General features: G+C 62.6%; 24 protein-coding genes. 4 read left to right on the forward strand and 20 right to left on the reverse strand.

Translation table 11 applies throughout. The features are described from left to right. Positions 1 to 30: 30 nt before the first annotated feature. Genes ptsP through C8C93_RS18195 form a run of 5 tightly spaced genes read right to left on the reverse strand, consistent with a single transcriptional unit; the run spans position 31 to position 4,318 of the window. The gene (gene ptsP, locus C8C93_RS18175) at positions 31 to 1,800 is read right to left on the reverse strand and encodes a phosphoenolpyruvate--protein phosphotransferase (RefSeq protein WP_055395009.1); all 1,770 of its coding nucleotides are present in this window, start codon (positions 1,798 to 1,800) and stop codon (positions 31 to 33) included. Further along, the gene (locus C8C93_RS18180; RefSeq protein WP_121422008.1) at positions 1,797 to 2,066 is read right to left on the reverse strand and encodes an HPr family phosphocarrier protein; all 270 of its coding nucleotides are present in this window, start codon (positions 2,064 to 2,066) and stop codon (positions 1,797 to 1,799) included. Before C8C93_RS18180 ends, ptsP begins: the two co-directional genes overlap by 4 nt. Continuing rightward, positions 2,035 to 2,487, reverse strand: a complete 453-nt coding sequence (locus C8C93_RS18185) for a PTS sugar transporter subunit IIA (RefSeq protein ID WP_055395004.1) — start codon at positions 2,485 to 2,487, stop codon at positions 2,035 to 2,037. Before C8C93_RS18185 ends, C8C93_RS18180 begins: the two co-directional genes overlap by 32 nt. After that, complete coding sequence (locus tag C8C93_RS18190; protein ID WP_121507821.1) at positions 2,484 to 3,773, reverse strand: MFS transporter; 1,290 nt, start codon at positions 3,771 to 3,773, stop codon at positions 2,484 to 2,486. Before C8C93_RS18190 ends, C8C93_RS18185 begins: the two co-directional genes overlap by 4 nt. Then, positions 3,770 to 4,318: a hypothetical protein gene (locus C8C93_RS18195; RefSeq protein ID WP_121507822.1), complete on the reverse strand. Its 549-nt coding sequence runs from the start codon at positions 4,316 to 4,318 to the stop codon at positions 3,770 to 3,772. Before C8C93_RS18195 ends, C8C93_RS18190 begins: the two co-directional genes overlap by 4 nt. Before the next feature lie 211 nt (positions 4,319 to 4,529). Here C8C93_RS18195 and C8C93_RS18200 point away from each other — a divergent pair, with 211 nt between their 5' ends. Then, a complete protein-coding gene (locus C8C93_RS18200; protein ID WP_121422005.1) occupies positions 4,530 to 5,033 on the forward strand; it encodes a peroxiredoxin in 504 nt (167 codons plus the stop codon). Positions 5,034 to 5,269: 236 nt separating this feature from the next. Here C8C93_RS18200 and C8C93_RS18205 read toward each other — a convergent pair whose 3' ends face one another. After that, positions 5,270 to 5,725 (reverse strand): cytochrome c, encoded by a 456-nt coding sequence (locus C8C93_RS18205; protein ID WP_055394996.1) that lies wholly within the window; start codon positions 5,723 to 5,725, stop codon positions 5,270 to 5,272. Positions 5,726 to 5,884: 159 nt separating this feature from the next. On the opposite strand from C8C93_RS18205, the gene C8C93_RS18210 reads away from it, so the two are divergent. The 3 genes from C8C93_RS18210 (at position 5,885) to C8C93_RS25675 (ending at position 8,939) form a co-directional block, all read left to right on the forward strand. Continuing rightward, positions 5,885 to 6,565, forward strand: a complete 681-nt coding sequence (locus C8C93_RS18210; protein ID WP_121507823.1) for a cytochrome b/b6 domain-containing protein — start codon at positions 5,885 to 5,887, stop codon at positions 6,563 to 6,565. Positions 6,566 to 6,611: 46 nt separating this feature from the next. Next, positions 6,612 to 7,103, forward strand: coding sequence for a GNAT family N-acetyltransferase (locus C8C93_RS18215; RefSeq protein WP_121422003.1), 492 nt, complete (start codon positions 6,612 to 6,614; stop codon positions 7,101 to 7,103). 945 nt (positions 7,104 to 8,048) lie between these two features. Next, positions 8,049 to 8,939, forward strand: coding sequence for a reverse transcriptase family protein (locus C8C93_RS25675; RefSeq protein WP_370110867.1), 891 nt, complete (start codon positions 8,049 to 8,051; stop codon positions 8,937 to 8,939). A gap of 142 nt (positions 8,940 to 9,081) precedes the next feature. On the opposite strand, the gene C8C93_RS18225 is transcribed toward C8C93_RS25675, so the two are convergent. From C8C93_RS18225 to fusA, 14 genes are all read right to left on the reverse strand, one after another. Beyond that, positions 9,082 to 9,591: a peroxiredoxin gene (locus tag C8C93_RS18225; RefSeq protein ID WP_121507825.1), complete on the reverse strand. Its 510-nt coding sequence runs from the start codon at positions 9,589 to 9,591 to the stop codon at positions 9,082 to 9,084. Between the two features lie 258 nt (positions 9,592 to 9,849). Further along, entirely contained in the window at positions 9,850 to 10,119 is a 270-nt protein-coding gene (gene rpsQ / locus C8C93_RS18230; RefSeq protein WP_055394987.1) for a 30S ribosomal protein S17, read from the reverse strand. 9 nt (positions 10,120 to 10,128) lie between these two features. Next, positions 10,129 to 10,323, reverse strand: a complete 195-nt coding sequence (gene rpmC / locus C8C93_RS18235; RefSeq protein WP_055394985.1) for a 50S ribosomal protein L29 — start codon at positions 10,321 to 10,323, stop codon at positions 10,129 to 10,131. A 16-nt stretch (positions 10,324 to 10,339) separates the two neighbouring features. Then, positions 10,340 to 10,756 carry a 50S ribosomal protein L16 gene (gene rplP / locus C8C93_RS18240; RefSeq protein WP_015012190.1) on the reverse strand — a complete coding sequence of 139 codons (417 nt, stop codon included), beginning with the start codon at positions 10,754 to 10,756 and terminating at the stop codon, positions 10,340 to 10,342. 2 nt (positions 10,757 to 10,758) lie between these two features. After that, positions 10,759 to 11,640 carry a 30S ribosomal protein S3 gene (gene rpsC / locus C8C93_RS18245; RefSeq protein ID WP_055394983.1) on the reverse strand — a complete coding sequence of 294 codons (882 nt, stop codon included), beginning with the start codon at positions 11,638 to 11,640 and terminating at the stop codon, positions 10,759 to 10,761. Positions 11,641 to 11,655: 15 nt separating this feature from the next. Next, positions 11,656 to 11,988, reverse strand: a complete 333-nt coding sequence (rplV, locus tag C8C93_RS18250) for a 50S ribosomal protein L22 (RefSeq protein WP_007847806.1) — start codon at positions 11,986 to 11,988, stop codon at positions 11,656 to 11,658. A 9-nt stretch (positions 11,989 to 11,997) separates the two neighbouring features. Further along, positions 11,998 to 12,273, reverse strand: coding sequence for a 30S ribosomal protein S19 (gene rpsS, locus C8C93_RS18255; RefSeq protein ID WP_010467177.1), 276 nt, complete (start codon positions 12,271 to 12,273; stop codon positions 11,998 to 12,000). 10 nt (positions 12,274 to 12,283) lie between these two features. Continuing rightward, a complete protein-coding gene (rplB, locus tag C8C93_RS18260; protein ID WP_010467175.1) occupies positions 12,284 to 13,108 on the reverse strand; it encodes a 50S ribosomal protein L2 in 825 nt (274 codons plus the stop codon). Positions 13,109 to 13,110: 2 nt separating this feature from the next. Continuing rightward, the gene (gene rplW / locus C8C93_RS18265; protein ID WP_010467173.1) at positions 13,111 to 13,425 is read right to left on the reverse strand and encodes a 50S ribosomal protein L23; all 315 of its coding nucleotides are present in this window, start codon (positions 13,423 to 13,425) and stop codon (positions 13,111 to 13,113) included. Next, a complete protein-coding gene (gene rplD, locus C8C93_RS18270) occupies positions 13,422 to 14,042 on the reverse strand; it encodes a 50S ribosomal protein L4 (protein WP_008906425.1) in 621 nt (206 codons plus the stop codon). Before rplD ends, rplW begins: the two co-directional genes overlap by 4 nt. After that, positions 14,042 to 14,716, reverse strand: coding sequence for a 50S ribosomal protein L3 (rplC, locus tag C8C93_RS18275; protein ID WP_055394981.1), 675 nt, complete (start codon positions 14,714 to 14,716; stop codon positions 14,042 to 14,044). The genes rplD and rplC overlap by 1 nt, the downstream gene beginning before the upstream one ends. Positions 14,717 to 14,948: 232 nt before the next feature. After that, positions 14,949 to 15,260 (reverse strand): 30S ribosomal protein S10, encoded by a 312-nt coding sequence (gene rpsJ / locus C8C93_RS18280; RefSeq protein WP_005796953.1) that lies wholly within the window; start codon positions 15,258 to 15,260, stop codon positions 14,949 to 14,951. 26 nt (positions 15,261 to 15,286) lie between these two features. Further along, the gene (gene tuf / locus C8C93_RS18285) at positions 15,287 to 16,477 is read right to left on the reverse strand and encodes an elongation factor Tu (protein WP_056642984.1); all 1,191 of its coding nucleotides are present in this window, start codon (positions 16,475 to 16,477) and stop codon (positions 15,287 to 15,289) included. A gap of 222 nt (positions 16,478 to 16,699) precedes the next feature. Continuing rightward, the gene (fusA, locus tag C8C93_RS18290) at positions 16,700 to 18,802 is read right to left on the reverse strand and encodes an elongation factor G (protein ID WP_055401687.1); all 2,103 of its coding nucleotides are present in this window, start codon (positions 18,800 to 18,802) and stop codon (positions 16,700 to 16,702) included.

Genomic DNA, 18,802 nt, shown 5'->3' on the forward strand with positions numbered 1-18,802 from the left:
AGCTATTATTTTAAGAGCAGAACCTATCGCTCAAGAGCTCAGCAACGCCGCAGGTTCGTCGCCCTCCAGCACCTGCTGCGCCCAGGGCGCCAGCTTGCGCGTGTCAGCGCGCAGCACCTCCTGCTTCACAGCCAGGATCTGCGCGGGGTGCATGGAGAAGCTGCGCAGGCCCAGGCCCAACAGCAGGCGCGTCATGGTCACATCGCCCGCCGTCTCGCCACACACGCACACGCTCTTGCCCTGGCGCTCCCCCTCGGCGATCACGTCGCCCACCAGGCGCAGCACGGCGGGGTGCAGCGGGTCGTACAGGTGGGCCACAGCCTCGTCGGCACGGTCGATTGCCAGGGTGTACTGGATCAGGTCGTTGGTGCCGATGGAGAGAAAGTCGAAGTACTTGAGGAAGGTGCGCACCATGAGCGCGGCGGCGGGCACCTCGATCATCGCGCCCAGCTGCACCGGGCCGTAGGGTTCGCCACGCGCATCCAGCTCACCCCGGGCCAGGTCCACCTGGGCGAGCGTCTGCTGAATTTCGTGCGTGTGCGCCAGCATGGGGAACAGCAGGTTGACCTTGCCATGCGCCGCCGCACGCAGCACAGCGCGCAGCTGGGTGCGGAACATGGCCGGGTCGGCCAGGCTCCAGCGGATGGCGCGCAGGCCCAGCGCGGGGTTCAGGTAGTTGTCCTTATGGCTCTTGTGGTCCAGCGGCTTGTCAGCGCCCACATCGATGGTGCGGATGGTGACGGGCAGGCCCTGCATTCCGTCAATGGCCTCGCAGTAGGCGCGGTACTGCTCGTCCTCGCCGGGCAGGTTGCCCGTTTTGCCCATGAACAGGAATTCGCTGCGGAACAGGCCCACGCCCACGGCCCCGGCGCGCACGGCGGTGGCCGCGTCGCCGGGTTGTTCGATGTTGGCCAGAAGCTCGATCTTGTGGCCGTCGATGGTGATGGCGGGGGTGTGGCGCAGCCGGGCCAGCCGCTCGCGCTCGAGCTCCACCTGGCGCTGGCGAAAGCCGTATTCGGCCAGGATGATGGGCGACGGATCGACAATGACCACACCTGCATCGCCGTCGATGATGACCCAGTCGTCCTGCCGCACCAGCTGGCTCGCGGCGCGCGCACCGACCACGGCCGGGATGTCCATGCTGCGCGCCACGATGGCCGTGTGGCTGGTCTTGCCGCCCACATCGGTCACAAAGCCCGCAAACACGCTTTGCTTGAACTGCAGCATGTCGGCAGGCGAGAGGTCGTGCGCTACCAGCACCAGGGGCACGTCCACCGTGTCGTCGAGCAGCAGGTCTTGCTGCAGGCCCAATTGCTTGTGGCGGCGCGGGCTGCTGACCGGCGGCGCCACGGGGCTGGCCACGCCCTTCATGTAGCGCAGGATGCGCTCGACCACCTGTTCCAGGTCAGCCTTGCGCTCGCGCAGGTACTCATCCTCCATCTCGTCGAACTGGCGCGCGATGACTTCGAGCTGTGTGGTCAACGCCCACTCGGCGTTGTACAGGCGCTCGGTGATCCAGTGCTTGACGCCGCCCGTGAGGGCCTCGTCCTGCAGCAGCATCAGGTGCACGTCGAGCAGCGCGGTCAGCTCATGCGGCGCATCGGCGGGCATGTCGGTCTGCAGGCGCTGCAGTTCCTCGACCACGGCATTGCGGCCGTTGCGCACCCGCTCAATTTCGCCCTCGACCTGTTCTGGCTTCACAAAATAGTGCGCCACGTCCACACGGCTGGACGCCACCAGCACGGCACGGCCGATGGCAATGCCGCGAGCGACTGCGAGACCGTGGACGGAAAAAGTCATTCACCCTCACCAAATTTGTCGGCAATCAAGGCCAGCAGGGCATCCATGGCCTCCTGTTCACGATCCCCGTTGGTTTCAATCTCCACCTCAGTGCCCATGCCGGCGGCCAGCATCATCACGCCCATGATGCTCTTGGCGTTGATGCGGCGGTCGCCACGGCTCATGAAAACCTCACAGGGGAAGCTGCCAGCCAGCTTGGTCAGCTTGGCCGAAGCGCGGGCATGCAGGCCCAATTTATTGCTGATGGTCGTACGTATCTTGATCATGTCGATTACGGGTGTTCTGGTTCTGCGGCGCGGAGATGGCCACCTGCATCACGCCCTGGGTGCCCCCCACCACGGCGCGGGTGACCACCGCGTCGAGGGGTTCGTGGCGGTAGCTCACGGCCCGCAGCAGCATGGGCAGGTTGACCCCCGTCACCAGGCGCGAGCGCACGTTCTCGATCACGCGCTGCGCCACGTTGCAGGGGGTGGCACCAAACACGTCGGTGAGCACCAGGGTGGAATCTGCGCCCAGTTGCTGCAGCATGATGCGGGCCTGCGCCAGCGACTCTTCGGGCGGCTGGTTGGGCTGCACGTCGAGAGCGGCCACGTTGTCGCCGCAGTCAGGAAACACATGCAGCGCACATTCGCGCAGTGCATGGGCCAACGGGGCGTGGGCAATGATGAGGATGCTGGTGGTGCTCATGGCGTGGTGGTTTGCAGCACATTATGGCGCCGCCCCTGCAGCAGGAACCACGCGTAGGCGACCGCGTTGCACGCCAGGTACACCGCCATCGCGGCCTGGAACGACTGCACCGTGGACAGGCCGGCCGCGGCAAAGGCGTCCACCCCCAGGCCAATGCCCCACTGCACCACAAACACTCCCGCAAAAATCACGAGGTTGTAGGCTGACAGCGCGCGCCCCGCCAGCGCCTGCGGGAACGCCATGGCCACCGCAGGCTGCGACAGCGACACAAACGTGCACGACACACAAAACAGCGCCCAGGCACCGCCTCCCGCCTGCGGCCCCGCGAGAATGATGCCGAGCAACACCACCAGGCACAGCGGCAAGCCCGCAGCCATCAGCCGGTCCGCTCCCAGCCCCTTGCGCAGCAGCCAGGGGTTGACCATGCCCCAGGTCCAGAACGTGCAGAGCATGGCCACGTTGATCCAGAACAGCCCCGTGGCAGCCTCCAGCGGCGAGTAGCCCGCCACCCGCTGCATCCATGGGCCTGCCCATAGCGTCTGCATGGCCACCATGCCGCCGTACACAAAGAAGCCCAGGGGCGCCAGGCGCTGGAAATACGGGTGGCGCCACACCATCGCATAGCCCGGTGGCACAGTGACACCCCGGGGGCCGCGCTCCGCTGTGGCATCACCACCGCCACCACCGCCCGCGCCCGGTGTGCCCGCCGCCCATCCGGGCACCCAAACGGCAATCACCACCATCGACAGCGCGATCAGCGCCGCCAACCCCCAGAACAGCGGCCGCCACCCCACCAAGGGCAGTGCCCACTGCACAGGCAGCGTGGACGCCACCATGCCCAGCGAGCCCGTCATCAGCATCCAGGAGTTGGCGCGCATCTGCGCCGTGGGCTCAAACCAGCGCCTATAGCCCGTGAGCGGCGCCATCAGGCAGGCGCTGACCCCTGCGCCACACAACACACGCCCGGCCAGCAGGCCCGAAAACCCCGTCGCCACCGAAAACACCAGACTGCCCACCACGGCCACACCCAGAAATCCCAGTGCCACCTTGCGGGGGCCATGCCGGTCCAGCCAGGTGCCCAGCGGCAGCTGCGTGGCTGCAAAGCCCAGAAAGTACCCGCCCGCAAGCAAGCCCAGGTCGCTGGCCTGCAGCGAAAACTCCTGCGCCAGTGTGGGCGCTAGCGTGGCCGTAACAGCCCGCACCAGCGCCGACAGGAAGTAGGCGAAGGCAAAGGCCAGAAAAACGATGACCGCTGCCCGCCTGGGCAGCACCGCATGCCCGGTCATTGGAGCACCATCCCTGCAAAGAACTGGTCGGCCAACTCGGGGCGGGGCTTGCCCGTGTAAACCACCGCGTGGTACAGCCGCATCTGCGGCCCCGCAGCGCGCGCAAACCACACGCCCTGGGCAAACACGGGGCTGCCGTCGGCACGCTGGCCTTGCACCACGGTGCGCACCGACTGCGGCAGGGGCAGTGCACCCTTGGGGGCATACGGCGCATCAGCCGCCCTGGCTGCGGCACCCGCGCCGAGGTTGGCGACCACAGCGGCCCGCCAGTGCCGCAGGGCAGCGCCCGCTTGGGCAGGGTCTGCCAGGGCCGCATGCGACACGGCAAATGTGGCGCCGTCGGCATCGCAGCCCGCCATGGACAGCTCGACGGGCACCCCCGCCAGTTCAACCGTGCGCGTGGCCTGGTCAGGCTTGCAAGGCAAGGTGATGGTGATGCCGGCCTCGGGCAAAGGCACGCTGCGCCAGTTCAGCGCAGGGCTGCAGCCCACGAGCAGCCACAGCAACGGTGGCAGGGCAGCAGCCCGGGTTGGTGTCCAGTTCATCGGTCGATTATCGGCACAGTGACCCAGATCAACAGGCGGCATCCCCTGCGGGCGAACTTTTGCCCGTCAAGCCGACTCCATCCCAAGTTCGGCCTGCGGGCCACCCTTGAAGGTAGAAGACGGGCGTTGTTGTTAGGGCAGGTCCGGCACAATGCCGGTTGCAGGCCCGGGTACCCACAGGGGCCACAGTTTCAGGATGAATGGACAAGTCATGGCGATCAAGCATTGGGCGGCAGGGGTGGCAGTGGCAGCATTTGCGGCCGTGGGTGCCTATGTGTACCTGGATACAGGCCGCTCTGCGGCACCGGAATCCACCTTCGTGTTGCTAAACGGCACGAGCCAATCCACCGCCGATCTGCGCGGCAAGGTCACGCTGGTGAATTTCTGGGCCACCAGCTGCACCACCTGCGTGGCCGAAATGCCCGAGATCGTGGCCACCTACAACAAGTACCACGCCAAAGGCTTCGACACGCTCGCCGTGGCCATGAGCTACGACCCGCCCAGCTACGTGGTGAACTTTGCCGAAACCCGCAAACTGCCCTTCAAGGTGGCGATCGACAACACCGGCAAGGTGGCTCAGGCCTGGGGCGATGTGCGGCTCACGCCATCGACCTTCATCGTGAACAAGCGTGGGGAGATTGTGAAGACCTATGTAGGTGCCCCGAATTTCCCTGAACTGCACCAGCTCATCGAGAAGCTGCTGGCAGAAACCTGAGCCACCACAACACCTTCAAAAACAAGAGGCCGATTTCGTAAGAAGTCGGCCTCTTGCGCTTATGGATAAAGCGCCAGCAGCTATCAATTTTGCGAATGGCATCTGAAACTGGCGTTGCCCAGAGGAGCGGACGCCACGCAAGGGCCGCCCCGCCGCGCTGGCGTCGTCCCCCTTCCCGGAGCGCGTAGCGCGTAGAGAGAAGGGGGAAGCGTCGCAGCCGCTCAGGGGGATGTACCCTATTTCGCGCGGTAATTGTCGTGGCAGGCCTTGCAGGTGCCAGCGGCCGCGCCGAATGCGGTCTTGAGGTTGTCCAGGTTGCCCGTCTTGGCCGCAGCGGCCAGCTTGACGGATTCGGCTTCGAGCTTGTCGGAATGCTCCTTGAACTTGGCCTGTTCGGTCCAGATTTCAGGCAATGCCTTGGTGGGCGCGCCCTTGTCGGTGCCCGCGCCAAATCCCGCCCAGGGCAGCTTGGCCATCTGCGCCACCACGTCCGCGTTCTCCTGCGCGGCCTTGGCGTCGAACGGGATACGGCCATTGGCCATGGCCCCAAGGCGGCCAAAGTGCTGGCCCATCACAAACAGCGCGCTCTGGCGGTATTTGATGGCGTCTTCCGCCTTGGCGAACTGGGCAGAGGCCGGTGCGGACAAGGTCAGCGTAGCGGCGGCAAGGGCGAACGCGGCAAGTGCTTTCATAGGGAGATTCCTTTTTCGTGGGGTGGACAGGCTCTGAGAGCCCGGGGCAAGTATGCCGTTTTACCGCCCATTTCGCAGCGGGCATGCTCTTTCGGGTTGACCCCGCCTCCTTCACAATGCGGCCCACCACCCTTCGTCCAACCACCCTGCCCCGCCGCCATGACGCAACACTCCGTACGCATCTGGGACCTTCCCACCCGCATCTTCCACTGGGCACTCGCCGCGAGCGTCGTGGGCCTGGTCATCACCGCCAAGGTGGGGGGCAACGCCATGGAATGGCATTTCCGGCTGGGGTACGGCGTGTTGGCGCTGCTGGTGTTCCGCATGGTCTGGGGACTGATGGGCGGGCGCTGGTCGCGCTTCACGAGTTTTCTGTACTCCCCGATGCGGGTGCTGCGGTATCTGCGCGGTTCAGCCCACGCCGAAGACAGCATTGGCCACAGCCCACTGGGCGCCCTGTCGGTCTTTGCGCTGCTGGCCGTGCTGGTGGCCCAAGTGGCCACCGGTTTGCTGAGTGATGACGAGATCGCCTTCGCTGGCCCGCTCACCCGGTTTGTGTCGAATGCAGTGGTCGGCCAGGCCACGGGCTACCACAAGGAAATTGGCCAGTACCTGGTGCTGGGGCTGGTGGGGTTGCACCTGATCGCCATCATTTTCTATGTGCTGGTTCGCCGCCAACGCCTCGTCCGGCCCATGCTGCATGGCGACAAGCTGCTGCCCGCCCCGGCCACGCCGTCTCGCGACGACTTGACCAGCCGGGCCGTGGCGCTGGTGGTGCTGGCCCTGAGTGCCGCGCTGGCCTGGTGGGTGTCCTCTCTGGGGGCAGCGGCGGGGTTCTAGCCAGACTCGCTACACTGCGGCTTCCGCTGTTTTGAACTACTGCGTTTTGGACAAGCCTTCCGTCACCCTGCTGACCCCCACCTCGCCCGCTGAGATGGAAGCGGTCCGCACCATCTTCCGGGAGTACGCCGACACCCTCGGCGTAGACCTGTGTTTCCAGGACTTCGAGACCGAACTCGCGGGCCTGCCCGGCGACTACGGCCCGCCGCGCGGCGCACTGCTGCTGGCCCAGGTCGAAGGGGCGATTGCCGGCTGCTGCGCCCTTCGGCCACTGGATACGGCCGACTACCCCAACGCGAGCGAAATGAAGCGGCTGTACGTGCGCAAAGCCTTCCGGGGCTTCGGCCTGGGCCGCGAACTCGCGGAGGCCATGCTCGACCGGGCGCGCCAGGCGGGTTACGCCTGCGTGCTGCTCGACACGCTCGACGACATGGAATCGGCCCGGGCGCTGTACACCGACCTGGGCTTTGAAGAGATTCCACCCTACTACCACAACCCCATTGCGGGGGCGCACTACCTCAAGGTTGATATTTCTTGAGTTTTTGGTGCCTGCGCTCACTGATATTGCGTCAATAGCTATTAAATTTATAGCAGTTATAGAATCAGACCGGCCCGGTGCCAAGCACTTCGAGCCTGTCGATCAGGATCGAGCCGTGGGGCAGCCCCACGGTGTTGTCTTCCAACGCGTCCATCGCGGCGCGCGAACCTCCCGCCACCCGTGGCGTGCAGTTCGCACCCAACCCGCAGGTTGGCACCGGGCCAACTTCCTGCACTTCGCAGCTTCGTGACGAAGACTCCAGCCCGCACACGCGCACTGGCCAAGGCGCTGGCCATGGCCGTGCTGGCCGATGCACGGGAGCCGGAGCGCCGCACCCTCCAGGCACTGGCGGCGCGCGCAGGTGCCTGCCTGGGTAACAACACGACCCTGGCGGACAGCCCCGTTCCACTGCCCCCGCCCTTGCTCGAACAGCTGCGCCGCCTGTCCCACGCGTCCGGGGCCGAATGGGCGCGGCTGGCGCCTGAGGACGTGGCCACCTGGCTGTGCTGGGGTGTCTGGTGGCGCAAAGCGGCGCTGCGCAATGGCGCCACCCTGCAGTCGCTTACGACGACCTTCAGCCAGCAGGAGGAAAAAGACCAGGACGCCTGGGACGAGCTGGCGGGCGACGACGATGAAAACGTCGAACCAGCCCTGCCTTTGCACCAATGGCCCGACCCCCAACTCGCCCGGGCTTTCCGCACCTGGGCCGCCAGCCCACGCACCGGGGAGCCGTTGCACTGGCTGCTGCGCTCCGCCACGGCAGGCGCGCACCCCGCATGGATGGGCCGTGAGCGCACCACGCCCGTGCTGCTGGCCGCCACCGACGTAACCGAGGCCCTGGCCGTTTCGCTGGATGACCTCCTGTGGCTCGCGCCCGAGCATGCGCACTGGCGCGAACGCCAGGACGGGGGCCATGCCCTGCCCCTTTCGCACTATCGCTACCGCTTGCTGCCCAAGCCCAGCGGTGGGCTGCGCCTGCTGGAGGCGCCCCGCCCGCGCCTGGCCAGCACGCAGCGCCGCATTCTGGACAGCCTGCTGGCTGGCGTGCCCGTGCACGAGGCCGCGCATGGCTTTGTGCGCGGCCACGGCGTGGGCACTCACGCACAGGTCCACACCCAGCAGGCTGTGGTGATACGGTTTGACCTGGCCGATTTCTTCATGTGCATCACGGCCACCCGCGTGCGCGCGCTGTGGCGGGCACTGGGCCATGGTCGCCCGGCCGCCGAGCTGCTCACGCGGCTGACCACCACGCGAACCCCTCAGGCCATCCGGGAACGATTGCTGGAAGCAGCCCCCCTGCCGCGGGAGGCCATCGCGCAGCGCCGTGCCATCAGCACGCGCCTGAAACAGCCCCATTTGCCGCAGGGCGCGCCCACGTCGCCCGCCTTGGCAAATCTGTGCGCCTTCGGGCTGGACCTGCGGCTGAACGCCCTGGCAGAGCGCTTTGGCGCGCGCTACACACGCTATGCCGACGACCTGGTGTTTTCAGGTTCAAAGGCGCTGCACCAGCAGTGGGTGGACTTTCGCGCCTGGGTGACCGCCATTGCCCAGGACGAAGGATTCACCCTGCGCGCGGACAAGACCCGCGTGATGCCAGCCCACCAGCGGCAGTATGTGACGGGACTGGTGGTCAACGAGCGCGCCAACTACAGCCGCACACAGTTCGACATCCTCAAGGCCCGCCTGCACCGGCTGGGCCAACAGCCCCAGGTGGACATCAGCGAACGGGCCCGGCTGACCGGCGAGGTCCAATGGGCCAGTCAATGGCTGGCGCCGACACGCAGTGCGAAGCTGCAGCAGCTGCTCCAAGCCATCCGGTTTTCCAACGAGATTTAGATCCGCTCAAGGCCTTCCCGGGATCACGTTTATGACCGGCTTCGCCAGTTCTCGCCACAGCAATGGCGACCCCGGTAGCCGGCCCAAGCCAGAACGCCTCACATCGCAGGGAGCGACTCGGCGCAGCCGGTTAACGCCGAACTCAAGCCTTTTGGGCTTGCTGGAGCAGCGTGTCAGCGTCGCTCACTTCAAATTTGCCCGGGGCTTCCACGTTGAGGGTGAGCACTTTGCCGTCGCGCACCAGCATCGAATAACGGTTGCTGCGCAGACCCAGGCCCTTGCCCGTCAGATCCAGCGTCAGACCGGTGGCCTTGGCGAAAGTGGCATCGCCATCGCCCAACATGCGGACCTTGCCATCGGTCTTCTGGTCACGCGCCCATGCGCCCATGACGAAGGCGTCGTTCACGCTCACGCACCAGATCTCATCCACACCTGCGGCCTTGAACTCGGCGGCCTTTTCCACATAGCCTGGCACATGCTTGGCCGAGCAGGTGGGCGTAAACGCTCCGGGCAATGCAAACAGGGCAATCGTCTTGCCAGCCGTAGCCTTGTCTACAGGCACAGGGTTCGGGCCGATGCTGCAGCCTTCGCCCTCGACTTCCGAATATTCCATGAGCGTGCTGGCAGGCAGGGTGTCACCGACTTTGATCATTGTTATCTCCTTGGGATGGTGGAATGGATAGCGGGATGAATGGGATTGGATACGCGAAGTGCCCCGCGCCGCCAACACAACATGACGTGCGCAAAACAAGGCTCAGACAAGCGACTCACGCCAAAGCGAGTTGATGCCGCATCCCGATTTGCCTGAGTCCTAAAAAAGTGGGCCACAAAGCAAAACGACCCACATTGTGGGTCGTTTTGAAAGGCTTTGCCGTCCGGTGTCTTGACCCCGGGGCAATGGGATGCTGATTTACAGCAGACCGGCCTTTTGCACCAAGCGGGTAGCCACCCAGTTCTTGGTCTTGGAGAGCGGACGGCTTTCGGTGATTTCGATCACGTCGCCCAGCTTGTACTCGCCATTTTCATCATGGGCGTGGTACTTGCTCGACTTCGCAACGATCTTGCCGTAGAGCTCGTGCTTCACACGGCGCTCGACCAGCACGGTCACAGTCTTTTGACGCTTGTCGCTGACCACCTTGCCAACCAAGGTGCGCTTGAGGGATTTTTTAGGTTCCGTCATGTGGGCTCCTTACTTGGCGGCTTGCTTTTCAGCAAGAATGGTCTTTGCACGGGCGATATCGCGGCGGGTGGTGCGCAGCGTGTTGGTGTTAGCCAATTGCTGCGTAGCCTTTTGCATGCGCAGGCCGAAGTGGGCCTTTTGCAGCGCCTTGATTTCGGCTTCGATACCGGCGACGTCTTTTTGGCGAAGTTCAGTAGTCTTCATTGCTTGTTCTCCTGAATTAAGCGCCAAGGTGACGACTGACAAACGTGGTGCGCAGCGGCAGCTTGGCTGCAGCCAGGCGGAACGCTTCGCGGGCCAGTTCTTCAGGCACACCGACGATCTCGAAAACGATCTTGCCGGGCTGGATTTCGGCCACGTAGTACTCGGGGTTGCCCTTACCGTTACCCATACGCACTTCTGCGGGCTTGGTAGAGATTGGCTTGTCCGGGAACACGCGGATCCAGATACGGCCGCCACGCTTGACGTGACGGGAAATCGCACGGCGTGCAGCTTCGATCTGGCGGGCCGTGAGACGGCCACGATCGGTGCACTTCAGACCGAAATCACCGAACGCAACGGAGGCACCCCGCGTTGCGACACCGGTATTACGGCCCTTTTGCTCCTTGCGGTACTTGCGGCGAGCAGGTTGCAGCATACTTATTCTCCTTTTCCGTCCGCTGCTGTAGCGGGCGCGGCGACTTTGCGTACGCGCTTAACGGCGGTGTTATCAGCGCCACCAGCTTCCACTGGCTTGTCGCTGCCGTCGGCCGGAGCGGTGTTACCACCGACTGGACGACGTGGGCCACGGCCTGCGCCTGGACGATCGCCACCTGGGCGGCCGTCACGGCGTGGACCGCGTGGGCGGCGTTCTTCGTCTGGACGTGGGGTTTCCACGGCAGGCAGGTCGTTACGACCCAGCGTATCGCCCTTGTAGACCCAGACCTTGACGCCGATCACACCGTAGGTGGTCTTGGCTTCAGAGGTACCGTAGTCGATGTCGGCGCGCAGCGTGTGAAGTGGCACGCGGCCTTCACGGTACCACTCGCAACGAGCGATTTCGATACCGTTCAGACGACCGGACGACATGATCTTGATGCCTTGGGCACCCAGACGCATGGCGTTCTGCATGGCACGCTTCATGGCGCGGCGGAACATGATCCGCTTTTCGAGCTGTTGCGTGATGCTGTCGGCGATCAGCTTGGCATCGATTTCGGGCTTGCGCACTTCTTCGATGTTGACTGCCACAGGCACACCCAGGCGCAGAGCGAGTTCCTTCTTCAGGTTCTCGATGTCTTCGCCCTTCTTGCCGATCACCACACCAGGACGTGCCGAGTAAATGGTAATACGGGCGTTCTTGGCAGGACGCTCGATCAGGATGCGCGACACTGCCGCGTTCTTGAGCTTGGCCTTCAGGTACTCGCGCACCTTGATGTCTTCGGCCAGCATGCCCGCGAAGTCGCGGTTGCTGGCGTACCAACGGCTGGACCAGTTGCGGCTGACCGCAAGGCGGAAGCCGGTAGGATGGATTTTTTGTCCCATAGTCTTCCCGAGCCTTTAGTTGCCAACCGTCACGTACACATGGCACGTGGGCTTGCTGATGCGGTTGCCGCGGCCTTTGGCGCGCGCGGTGAAGCGCTTGAGCGTGGTGCCTTGTTCGACGTAGATGGTCTTGACCTTCAGTTCGTCGATGTCAGCGCCATCGTTGTGTTCGGCATTGGCGATAGCCGACTCCAGAACTTTCTTGACGATTCCCGCAGCTTTTTTCTGCGTGAAGTTCAGGATGTTCAGAGCCTGGTCCACCTTCTTGCCGCGGATCAGATCGGCGACCAGACGGCCCTTGTCGACCGACAGACGGACGCCCCGGAGGACTGCACGTGTTTCAGACATGGTCGTTCCTTACTTCTTCGCTTTTTTGTCAGCGGGGTGACCCTTGAAGGTGCGCGTCAGGGCGAATTCGCCCAGCTTGTGGCCCACCATCTGGTCGGTGACATAGACAGGTACGTGCTGCTTGCCGTTGTGCACGGCAATGGTCAGACCGATGAACTCGGGCAGAACCATGGAGCGACGCGACCAGGTCTTGACTGGTTTCTTGTCCTTGGTGGCAACGGCCTTTTCGACCTTGGCCAGCAAGTGATGGTCAACAAATGGACCCTTTTTAAGAGAGCGAGTCATCTGTTACCCCTTACTTCTTGCGACGCGACACGATCATGATCTGTGTGCGCTTGTTGTTACGGGTGCGATAACCCTTGGTCAGATTGCCCCAAGGATCGACTGCATGGCGGCCTTCGCCGGTGCGGCCTTCGCCACCACCGTGAGGGTGATCCACAGGGTTCATGGCCACGCCGCGAACCGTAGGACGAATACCCATCCAGCGCTTCACACCGGCCTTGCCCAGTTGGCGCAGGCTGTGCTCTTCGTTGGCCACTTCACCAATGGTGGCGCGGCATTCGATGTGGATCTTGCGCACTTCGCCGGAGCGCATACGCACTTGAGCGTAAACGCCTTCACGGGCCAGCAGCGTTGCCGAAGCACCAGCCGAGCGGGCGATCTGAGCACCGGCACCGGGCTTGAGCTCGATGCAGTGGATGGTCGAACCCACGGGGATGTTGCGGATCGGCAGCGTGTTGCCAGCGCGGATCGGGGCTTCCGAACCGGACAGCAGGGTTGCGCCCACTTCCAGGTTGCGGGGAGCGATGATGTAGCGGCGTTCGCCGTCGGCATAGCACACCAGAGCGATGTGGGCCGTACGGTTGGGGTCGTACTCAATGCGCTCAACCTTGGCCGGAATGCCATCCTTGTTGCGCTTGAAGTCCACTACACGGTAGTGGTGCTTGTGACCACCGCCCTTGTGGCGGGTGGTGATGTGACCGTTGTTGTTACGACCGGCCTTCTGGAATTGTGGCTCCAGCAGGGGGGCGTACGCTTCACCCTTGTACAGGTGGTCACGCGTGACCTTCACCACGGCACGTTGGCCGGGCGAAGTGGGTTTCATCTTGATGACAGCCATGATTACGCGGCCTCCCCGGAGAGGTTCAGCTCTTGACCTGGTTGCAGCGTGACGTATGCCTTGCGAACGTTGTCGCGGCGGCCGATGGTCTTGCCAAAACGCTTGGTCTTGCCTTTGGTGTTCACCACAGAGACGCCCTTGACCTCGACCTTGAACATCAATTCCACAGCGGCCTTGATTTCTGGCTTGGTTGCGTTCTGCAGCACCTTGAACGTCACAGCATTGGACTTTTCAGCAACCATGGTGGCCTTTTCGGACACGATGGGAGCGACCAGCACTTGCATCAGACGACCTTCGTCAAACTTGAGTGTGCTCATGCGAACATCTCCTTGAGTTTGTCGATTGCACCCTTGGTGACGAGCACTTTCTTGAAACGCACCAGCGACACGGGATCGGCGTAACGGGGCTCAACGACGAGCACGTTCACCAGATTGCGCGAAGCCAGGTACAGGTTTTCGTCCACTTCGTCGGCAATCACCATCACCGATTGCAGGTTCATCGCCTTGAACTTGTCGGCCAGGACCTTGGTCTTGGGGGAATCAAGCTTCAGCGAATCGACCACAGCCAGACGGCCTTCGCGGGCCAGCTGCGACAAGATGGCAGACATACCGGCGCGGTACATCTTCTTGTTGATCTTCTGCGTGAAATTTTCGTCAGGCATGTTCGGGAAAATCCGACCGCCCCCACGCCACAGTGGCGAGGAAGTCATACCTGCACGTGCGTTACCCGTACCCTTTTGCTTGAAAGGCTTCTTGGTCGAGTGACGGACTTGCTCGCGGTCCTTCTGGGCGCGAGTGCCTTGGCGTGCATTGGCCTGGTAGGCCACGACGATCTGGTGCACCAGATCTTCGTTGTATTCACGACCGAACACGGTTTCAGGAACATCCAGCTTGGACGCGCCTTGGCCTTGGTCATTCAGGAGTTCGAGCTGCATTAGTTCGCTCCTTTGGAAGATTTGGCCTTGACCGCTGGACGCACCGTCACGAACCCACCCTTGGAGCCCGGAATAGCGCCCTTGATCAAGAGCAGTTGACGCGCTTCGTCGATGCGGATGACATCGAGGTTTTGCGTGGTCTTGGTGACATCGCCGAGGTGGCCCGTCATGCGCTTGCCGGGGAACACGCGACCGGGGTCTTGTGCCATACCGATCGAGCCAGGCACGTTGTGCGAACGGCTGTTACCGTGCGACGCGCGTTGCGAGCTCATGTTGTGACGCTTGATGGTACCGGCGTAACCCTTACCGATGGAAGTGCCTTGCACATCGACCTTCTGGCCCACGGCAAACACATCGGTTACGGGCACAGCTGCACCTGCGGCATATTTGCCAGCGGTATCAGCAGTGACGCGGAATTCCTGGATGATTTCACCGGCTTCCACACCTGCCTTGGCAAGGTGGCCGGCTTCTGGCTTGGTTACGCGCGATGCTTTGCGCGAACCAAACGTGACCTGCAAGGCCACGTAGCCATCGTTCTCTTGGGTTTTGACCTGGGTAACGCGGTTGTTGGACACATCCACCACCGTGACAGGCACTGCGTCCCCATCATCGGTGAACAGACGCATCATGCCCACTTTGCGACCCAGCAACCCGAGGGAGTTGCTCAGACTCATTGGTTTTCTCCAAAACTCTCACCGCCACAACTTCAATTGGCTGCAGCGTTTCCGCAAGCTCTCGCCCGCGTATATGAAAGAAGGTTAATAAAACTCCGCCAATGCACACCTTTTAACAGGCGCAAATTGAGCGAAGCCCTAAAGTATAACGCGAACTGCTTTTTCAAGCAAGTTCGCGTTATTTCAGACACTGCAAGGCGGGCGGACCCACCTCACAACGGCCGTCGCTACATCACTGCAGCTTGATTTCGACGTCCACGCCAGCAGGCAGGTCGAGCTTCATCAGGGCGTCAACGGTCTTGTCCGTTGGGTCCACGATGTCCATCAGACGCTGGTGCGTGCGGATTTCGAGCTGGTCGCGGCTGGTCTTGTTGACGTGCGGCGAGCGCAGGATGTCGAAACGCTTCATGCGTGTCGGCAGGGGCACGGGGCCCTTGACGATGGCGCCGGTGCGCTTGGCGGTGTCAACGATCTCGGCAGCGGACTGGTCGATCAGCTTGTAGTCAAACGCCTTCAGGCGGATGCGGATTTTTTGCTTGGACATGGCAAGTTCCTTGTTCTGCTTATGGATTAAGCAATGATCTTGGCCACGACGCCAGCGCCCACGGTACGGCCGCCTTCGCGGATAGCGAAGCGCAGACCTTCTTCCATGGCGATGGGGTTGATCAGCTTCACAGTGATCGACACGTTGTCACCAGGCATGACCATTTCCTTGTCGGCTGGCAGCTCGATGGCGCCGGTCACGTCGGTCGTGCGGAAGTAGAACTGAGGACGGTAGTTGTTGAAGAAGGGCGTGTGACGGCCGCCTTCGTCCTTGCTCAGAACATACACTTCAGCGGTGAAGTGGGTGTGGGGCTTGATCGAGCCGGGCTTGCACAGCACTTGGCCGCGCTCCACGTCTTCGCGCTTGGTGCCGCGCAGCAGCAGGCCGACGTTGTCGCCAGCTTGACCTTGGTCCAGCAGCTTGCGGAACATTTCCACGCCGGTGCAGATGGTCTTTTGCGTGTCGCGGATACCGACGATTTCGATTTCTTCGCCGACCTTGATGATGCCGCGCTCAACGCGACCGGTCACCACGGTGCCACGGCCGGAGATGGAGAACACGTCTTCCACGGGCATCAGGAAGGCACCGTCCACAGCGCGCTCTGGCGTGGGGATGTAGGTGTCCAGCGCTTCAGCCAGCTTCATGATGGCTTCTTCACCCAGCTTGCCCTTGTCGCCTTCCAGGGCGAGCTTGGCAGAACCACGGATGATGGGGGTGTCGTCGCCTGGGAAGTCGTACTTGTCCAGGAGTTCGCGCACTTCCATTTCGACGAGTTCGAGCAGTTCTTCGTCGTCCACCATGTCGCACTTGTTCAGGAACACGATGATGTAAGGCACGCCCACTTGGCGAGCCAGCAGGATGTGCTCGCGGGTCTGGGGCATGGGGCCGTCAGCAGCCGAGCACACCAGGATAGCGCCGTCCATCTGGGCTGCGCCGGTGATCATGTTCTTCACATAGTCGGCGTGGCCAGGGCAGTCCACGTGGGCGTAGTGGCGGTTGGCCGTTTCGTATTCCACGTGGGCGGTGTTGATCGTGATACCGCGGGCCTTTTCTTCGGGCGCTGCATCGATCTGGTCGTATGCCTTGGCTTCACCGCCGAACTTGGCGGACAGCACGGTAGCGATGGCTGCCGTCAGCGTCGTCTTGCCATGGTCCACGTGGCCGATTGTGCCCACGTTGACGTGAGGCTTGGTCCGTTCGAATTTACCTTTTGCCATTTTGAATCTCCAAAGAGCAATGCCTGTGTTGGGGTTTAACGTCTGCACCCGATTGCTGGTTCGTCCCGCACAGGGCAACAGGACGGCACCGGGTCGCAGATTGCAAGAATTTTGCTACTGTTTTAATAGCTGCTAGCGCTTTATAGACAAGCGCTAGCAGCCAATCTGACTCAAAAACAAAGAGGAAAGACCTGCCCAGGACAGACCTTTCACTCGACGCGCTTACTTGGCGCGTGCAGCCATGATGGCTTCAGACACATTGCGCGGTGCTTCGCTGTAGTGCTTGAATTCCATCGAGTACGTAGCGCGGCCTTGCGTCGCGGAGCGCAGCGAGGTCGAGTAGCCGAACATTTCGGACAGCGGCACTTCAGCGCGGATGGCCTTGCCACCGCCCGGGATGTCGTCCATGCCCTGGACCATGCCACGGCGGGAGGACAGGTCACCCATCACGGTACCAGCGTAGTCTTCCGGCGTTTCCACTTCCACAGCCATCATGGGCTCCAGAATGACCGGGCCGGCCTTGCGGCAGCCTTCCTTGAAGCCGAAGATGGCAGCCATCTTGAACGCCAGTTCGTTCGAGTCCACATCGTGGTACGAACCGAAGTGCAGCGTGACCTTGACGTCCACCACGGGGTAGCCAGCCAGCACGCCTTGCGTCACGGCTTCGTTGATACCCTTTTCCACGGCCGGGATGAATTCGCGAGGAACCACACCACCCTTGATCGCGTCGACGAACTCGATGCCCTTGCCGGCTTCGTTAGGTTCGATCTTGAGCACGACGTGGCCGTACTGGCCCTTACCGCCGGACTGGCGCACGAACTTGCCTTCGGCTTCTTCCACCGTCTTGCGGATGGTTTCGCGGTAGGCAACCTGGGGCTTGCCCACGTTGGCTTCCACGCCGAATTCACGCTTCATGCGGTCCACGATGATTTCCAGATGCAACTCGCCCATACCGGCGATCAGCGTCTGGCCCGATTCTTCGTCGGTCTTCACGCGGAAGGATGGATCTTCTGCAGCCAAGCGCTGCAGTGCGATGCCCATCTTTTCCTGGTCAGCCTTGGTCTTGGGTTCCACGGCCTGGGTGATCACAGGCTCAGGGAACACCATGCGCTCCAGAATGATCTGGGAGTCGATGTCGCTCAGCGTTTCACCGGTCGTCACGTCCTTCAGGCCCACGCAGGCAGCGATGTCGCCGGCACGGATTTCTTCGACTTCCTGGCGCTCGTTGGCGTGCATCTGCACGATACGGCCGATACGTTCCTTCTTGCCCTTGATGGGGTTGTAGACGGTATCGCCCTTGCTCAGAACGCCGGAGTACACACGCACGAAGGTCAGCTGGCCCACGAACGGGTCGGTCATCAGCTTGAATGCCAGAGCCGAGAACTTCTCGCTGTCGTCCGCCTTGCGGGTGACGGGGTTTTCGTCTTCATCGGTACCCGTCACGTCAGGGATGTCCGTCGGTGCCGGCAGGTAGTCGATCACGGCGTCCAGCATGCGCTGCACACCCTTGTTCTTGAACGCGGTGCCGCAAAGCATCGGGTGGATTTCCGTGGCGATGGTGCGCGTACGCAGGCCGAACTTGATTTCAGCTTCGGAGAGGTCGCCCTCTTCCAGGTACTTGTTCATCAGCTCTTCGGAGGCTTCGGCAGCGGCTTCCACCATCTTCTCGCGCCATTCCTTGGCAGATGCGACCAGGTCGGCTGGAATTTCTTCGTAGGTGAACTTCATGCCCTGCGAGGCTTCATCCCACAGAATGGCCTTCATCTTCAGCAGATCGACCACGCCGGTGAACTTGTCTTCGGCGCCGATTGGGATCACCACGGGCACAGGGTTGGCCTTCAGGCGCAGCTTCATCTGCTCGTAGACCTTGAAGAAGTTGGCACCGGTACGGTCCATCTTGTTCACGAAGGCCAGGCGAGGCACCTTGTACTTGTTGGCTTGGCGCCAGACGGTTTCCGACTGGGGCTGCACGCCACCCACGGCGCAGTACACCATGCAGGCACCGTCGAGCACGCGCATCGAACGTTCCACTTCGATCGTGAAGTCCACGTGACCGGGGGTGTCGATGATGTTGAAGCGGTGCTCCTCGTAGGAGTTGTCCATGCCCTTCCAGAAGCAGGTCGTGGCAGCCGAGGTGATCGTGATGCCGCGCTCTTGTTCCTGCTCCATCCAGTCCATGGTGGCAGCGCCGTCGTGCACTTCGCCAATCTTGTGGCTCACGCCCGTGTAGAACAGGATACGTTCGGTGGTCGTGGTCTTGCCAGCGTCAATGTGGGCCGAGATACCGATATTGCGGTAGCGCTCGATGGGAGTCTTGCGAGCCAT

The organism is Acidovorax sp. 93, assembly GCF_003633835.1.
GTDB lineage: Bacteria > Pseudomonadota > Gammaproteobacteria > Burkholderiales > Burkholderiaceae_C > Acidovorax > Acidovorax facilis.

Bases quoted from the DNA above. Each gene is read 5' to 3' on its own strand.
- fusA (WP_055401687.1), bottom strand. From the start codon at position 18,802: ATGGCTCGCAAGACTCCCATCGAGCGCTACCGCAATATCGGTATCTCG.
- rplW (WP_010467173.1), bottom strand. From the start codon at position 13,425: ATGAGCACACTCAAGTTTGACGAAGGTCGTCTGATGCAAGTGCTGGTC.
- C8C93_RS18225 (WP_121507825.1), bottom strand. From the start codon at position 9,591: ATGATCAAAGTCGGTGACACCCTGCCTGCCAGCACGCTCATGGAATAT.
- rpsC (WP_055394983.1), bottom strand. From the start codon at position 11,640: ATGGGACAAAAAATCCATCCTACCGGCTTCCGCCTTGCGGTCAGCCGC.
- C8C93_RS18195 (WP_121507822.1), bottom strand. From the start codon at position 4,318: ATGAACTGGACACCAACCCGGGCTGCTGCCCTGCCACCGTTGCTGTGG.
- rpsS (WP_010467177.1), bottom strand. From the start codon at position 12,273: ATGACTCGCTCTCTTAAAAAGGGTCCATTTGTTGACCATCACTTGCTG.
- C8C93_RS18180 (WP_121422008.1), bottom strand. From the start codon at position 2,066: ATGATCAAGATACGTACGACCATCAGCAATAAATTGGGCCTGCATGCC.
- rplC (WP_055394981.1), bottom strand. From the start codon at position 14,716: ATGAGTCTGAGCAACTCCCTCGGGTTGCTGGGTCGCAAAGTGGGCATG.
- C8C93_RS18205 (WP_055394996.1), bottom strand. From the start codon at position 5,725: ATGAAAGCACTTGCCGCGTTCGCCCTTGCCGCCGCTACGCTGACCTTG.
- rpmC (WP_055394985.1), bottom strand. From the start codon at position 10,323: ATGAAGACTACTGAACTTCGCCAAAAAGACGTCGCCGGTATCGAAGCC.
- rplV (WP_007847806.1), bottom strand. From the start codon at position 11,988: ATGTCTGAAACACGTGCAGTCCTCCGGGGCGTCCGTCTGTCGGTCGAC.
- C8C93_RS18210 (WP_121507823.1), top strand. From the start codon at position 5,885: ATGACGCAACACTCCGTACGCATCTGGGACCTTCCCACCCGCATCTTC.
- C8C93_RS18200 (WP_121422005.1), top strand. From the start codon at position 4,530: ATGGCGATCAAGCATTGGGCGGCAGGGGTGGCAGTGGCAGCATTTGCG.
- C8C93_RS18190 (WP_121507821.1), bottom strand. From the start codon at position 3,773: ATGACCGGGCATGCGGTGCTGCCCAGGCGGGCAGCGGTCATCGTTTTT.
- rplD (WP_008906425.1), bottom strand. From the start codon at position 14,042: ATGCAGCTCGAACTCCTGAATGACCAAGGCCAAGGCGCGTCCAAGCTG.
- ptsP (WP_055395009.1), bottom strand. From the start codon at position 1,800: ATGACTTTTTCCGTCCACGGTCTCGCAGTCGCTCGCGGCATTGCCATC.
- tuf (WP_056642984.1), bottom strand. From the start codon at position 16,477: ATGGCAAAAGGTAAATTCGAACGGACCAAGCCTCACGTCAACGTGGGC.
- rpsQ (WP_055394987.1), bottom strand. From the start codon at position 10,119: ATGACGGAACCTAAAAAATCCCTCAAGCGCACCTTGGTTGGCAAGGTG.
- rplB (WP_010467175.1), bottom strand. From the start codon at position 13,108: ATGGCTGTCATCAAGATGAAACCCACTTCGCCCGGCCAACGTGCCGTG.
- rpsJ (WP_005796953.1), bottom strand. From the start codon at position 15,260: ATGTCCAAGCAAAAAATCCGCATCCGCCTGAAGGCGTTTGACTACAAG.
- C8C93_RS18185 (WP_055395004.1), bottom strand. From the start codon at position 2,487: ATGAGCACCACCAGCATCCTCATCATTGCCCACGCCCCGTTGGCCCAT.
- rplP (WP_015012190.1), bottom strand. From the start codon at position 10,756: ATGCTGCAACCTGCTCGCCGCAAGTACCGCAAGGAGCAAAAGGGCCGT.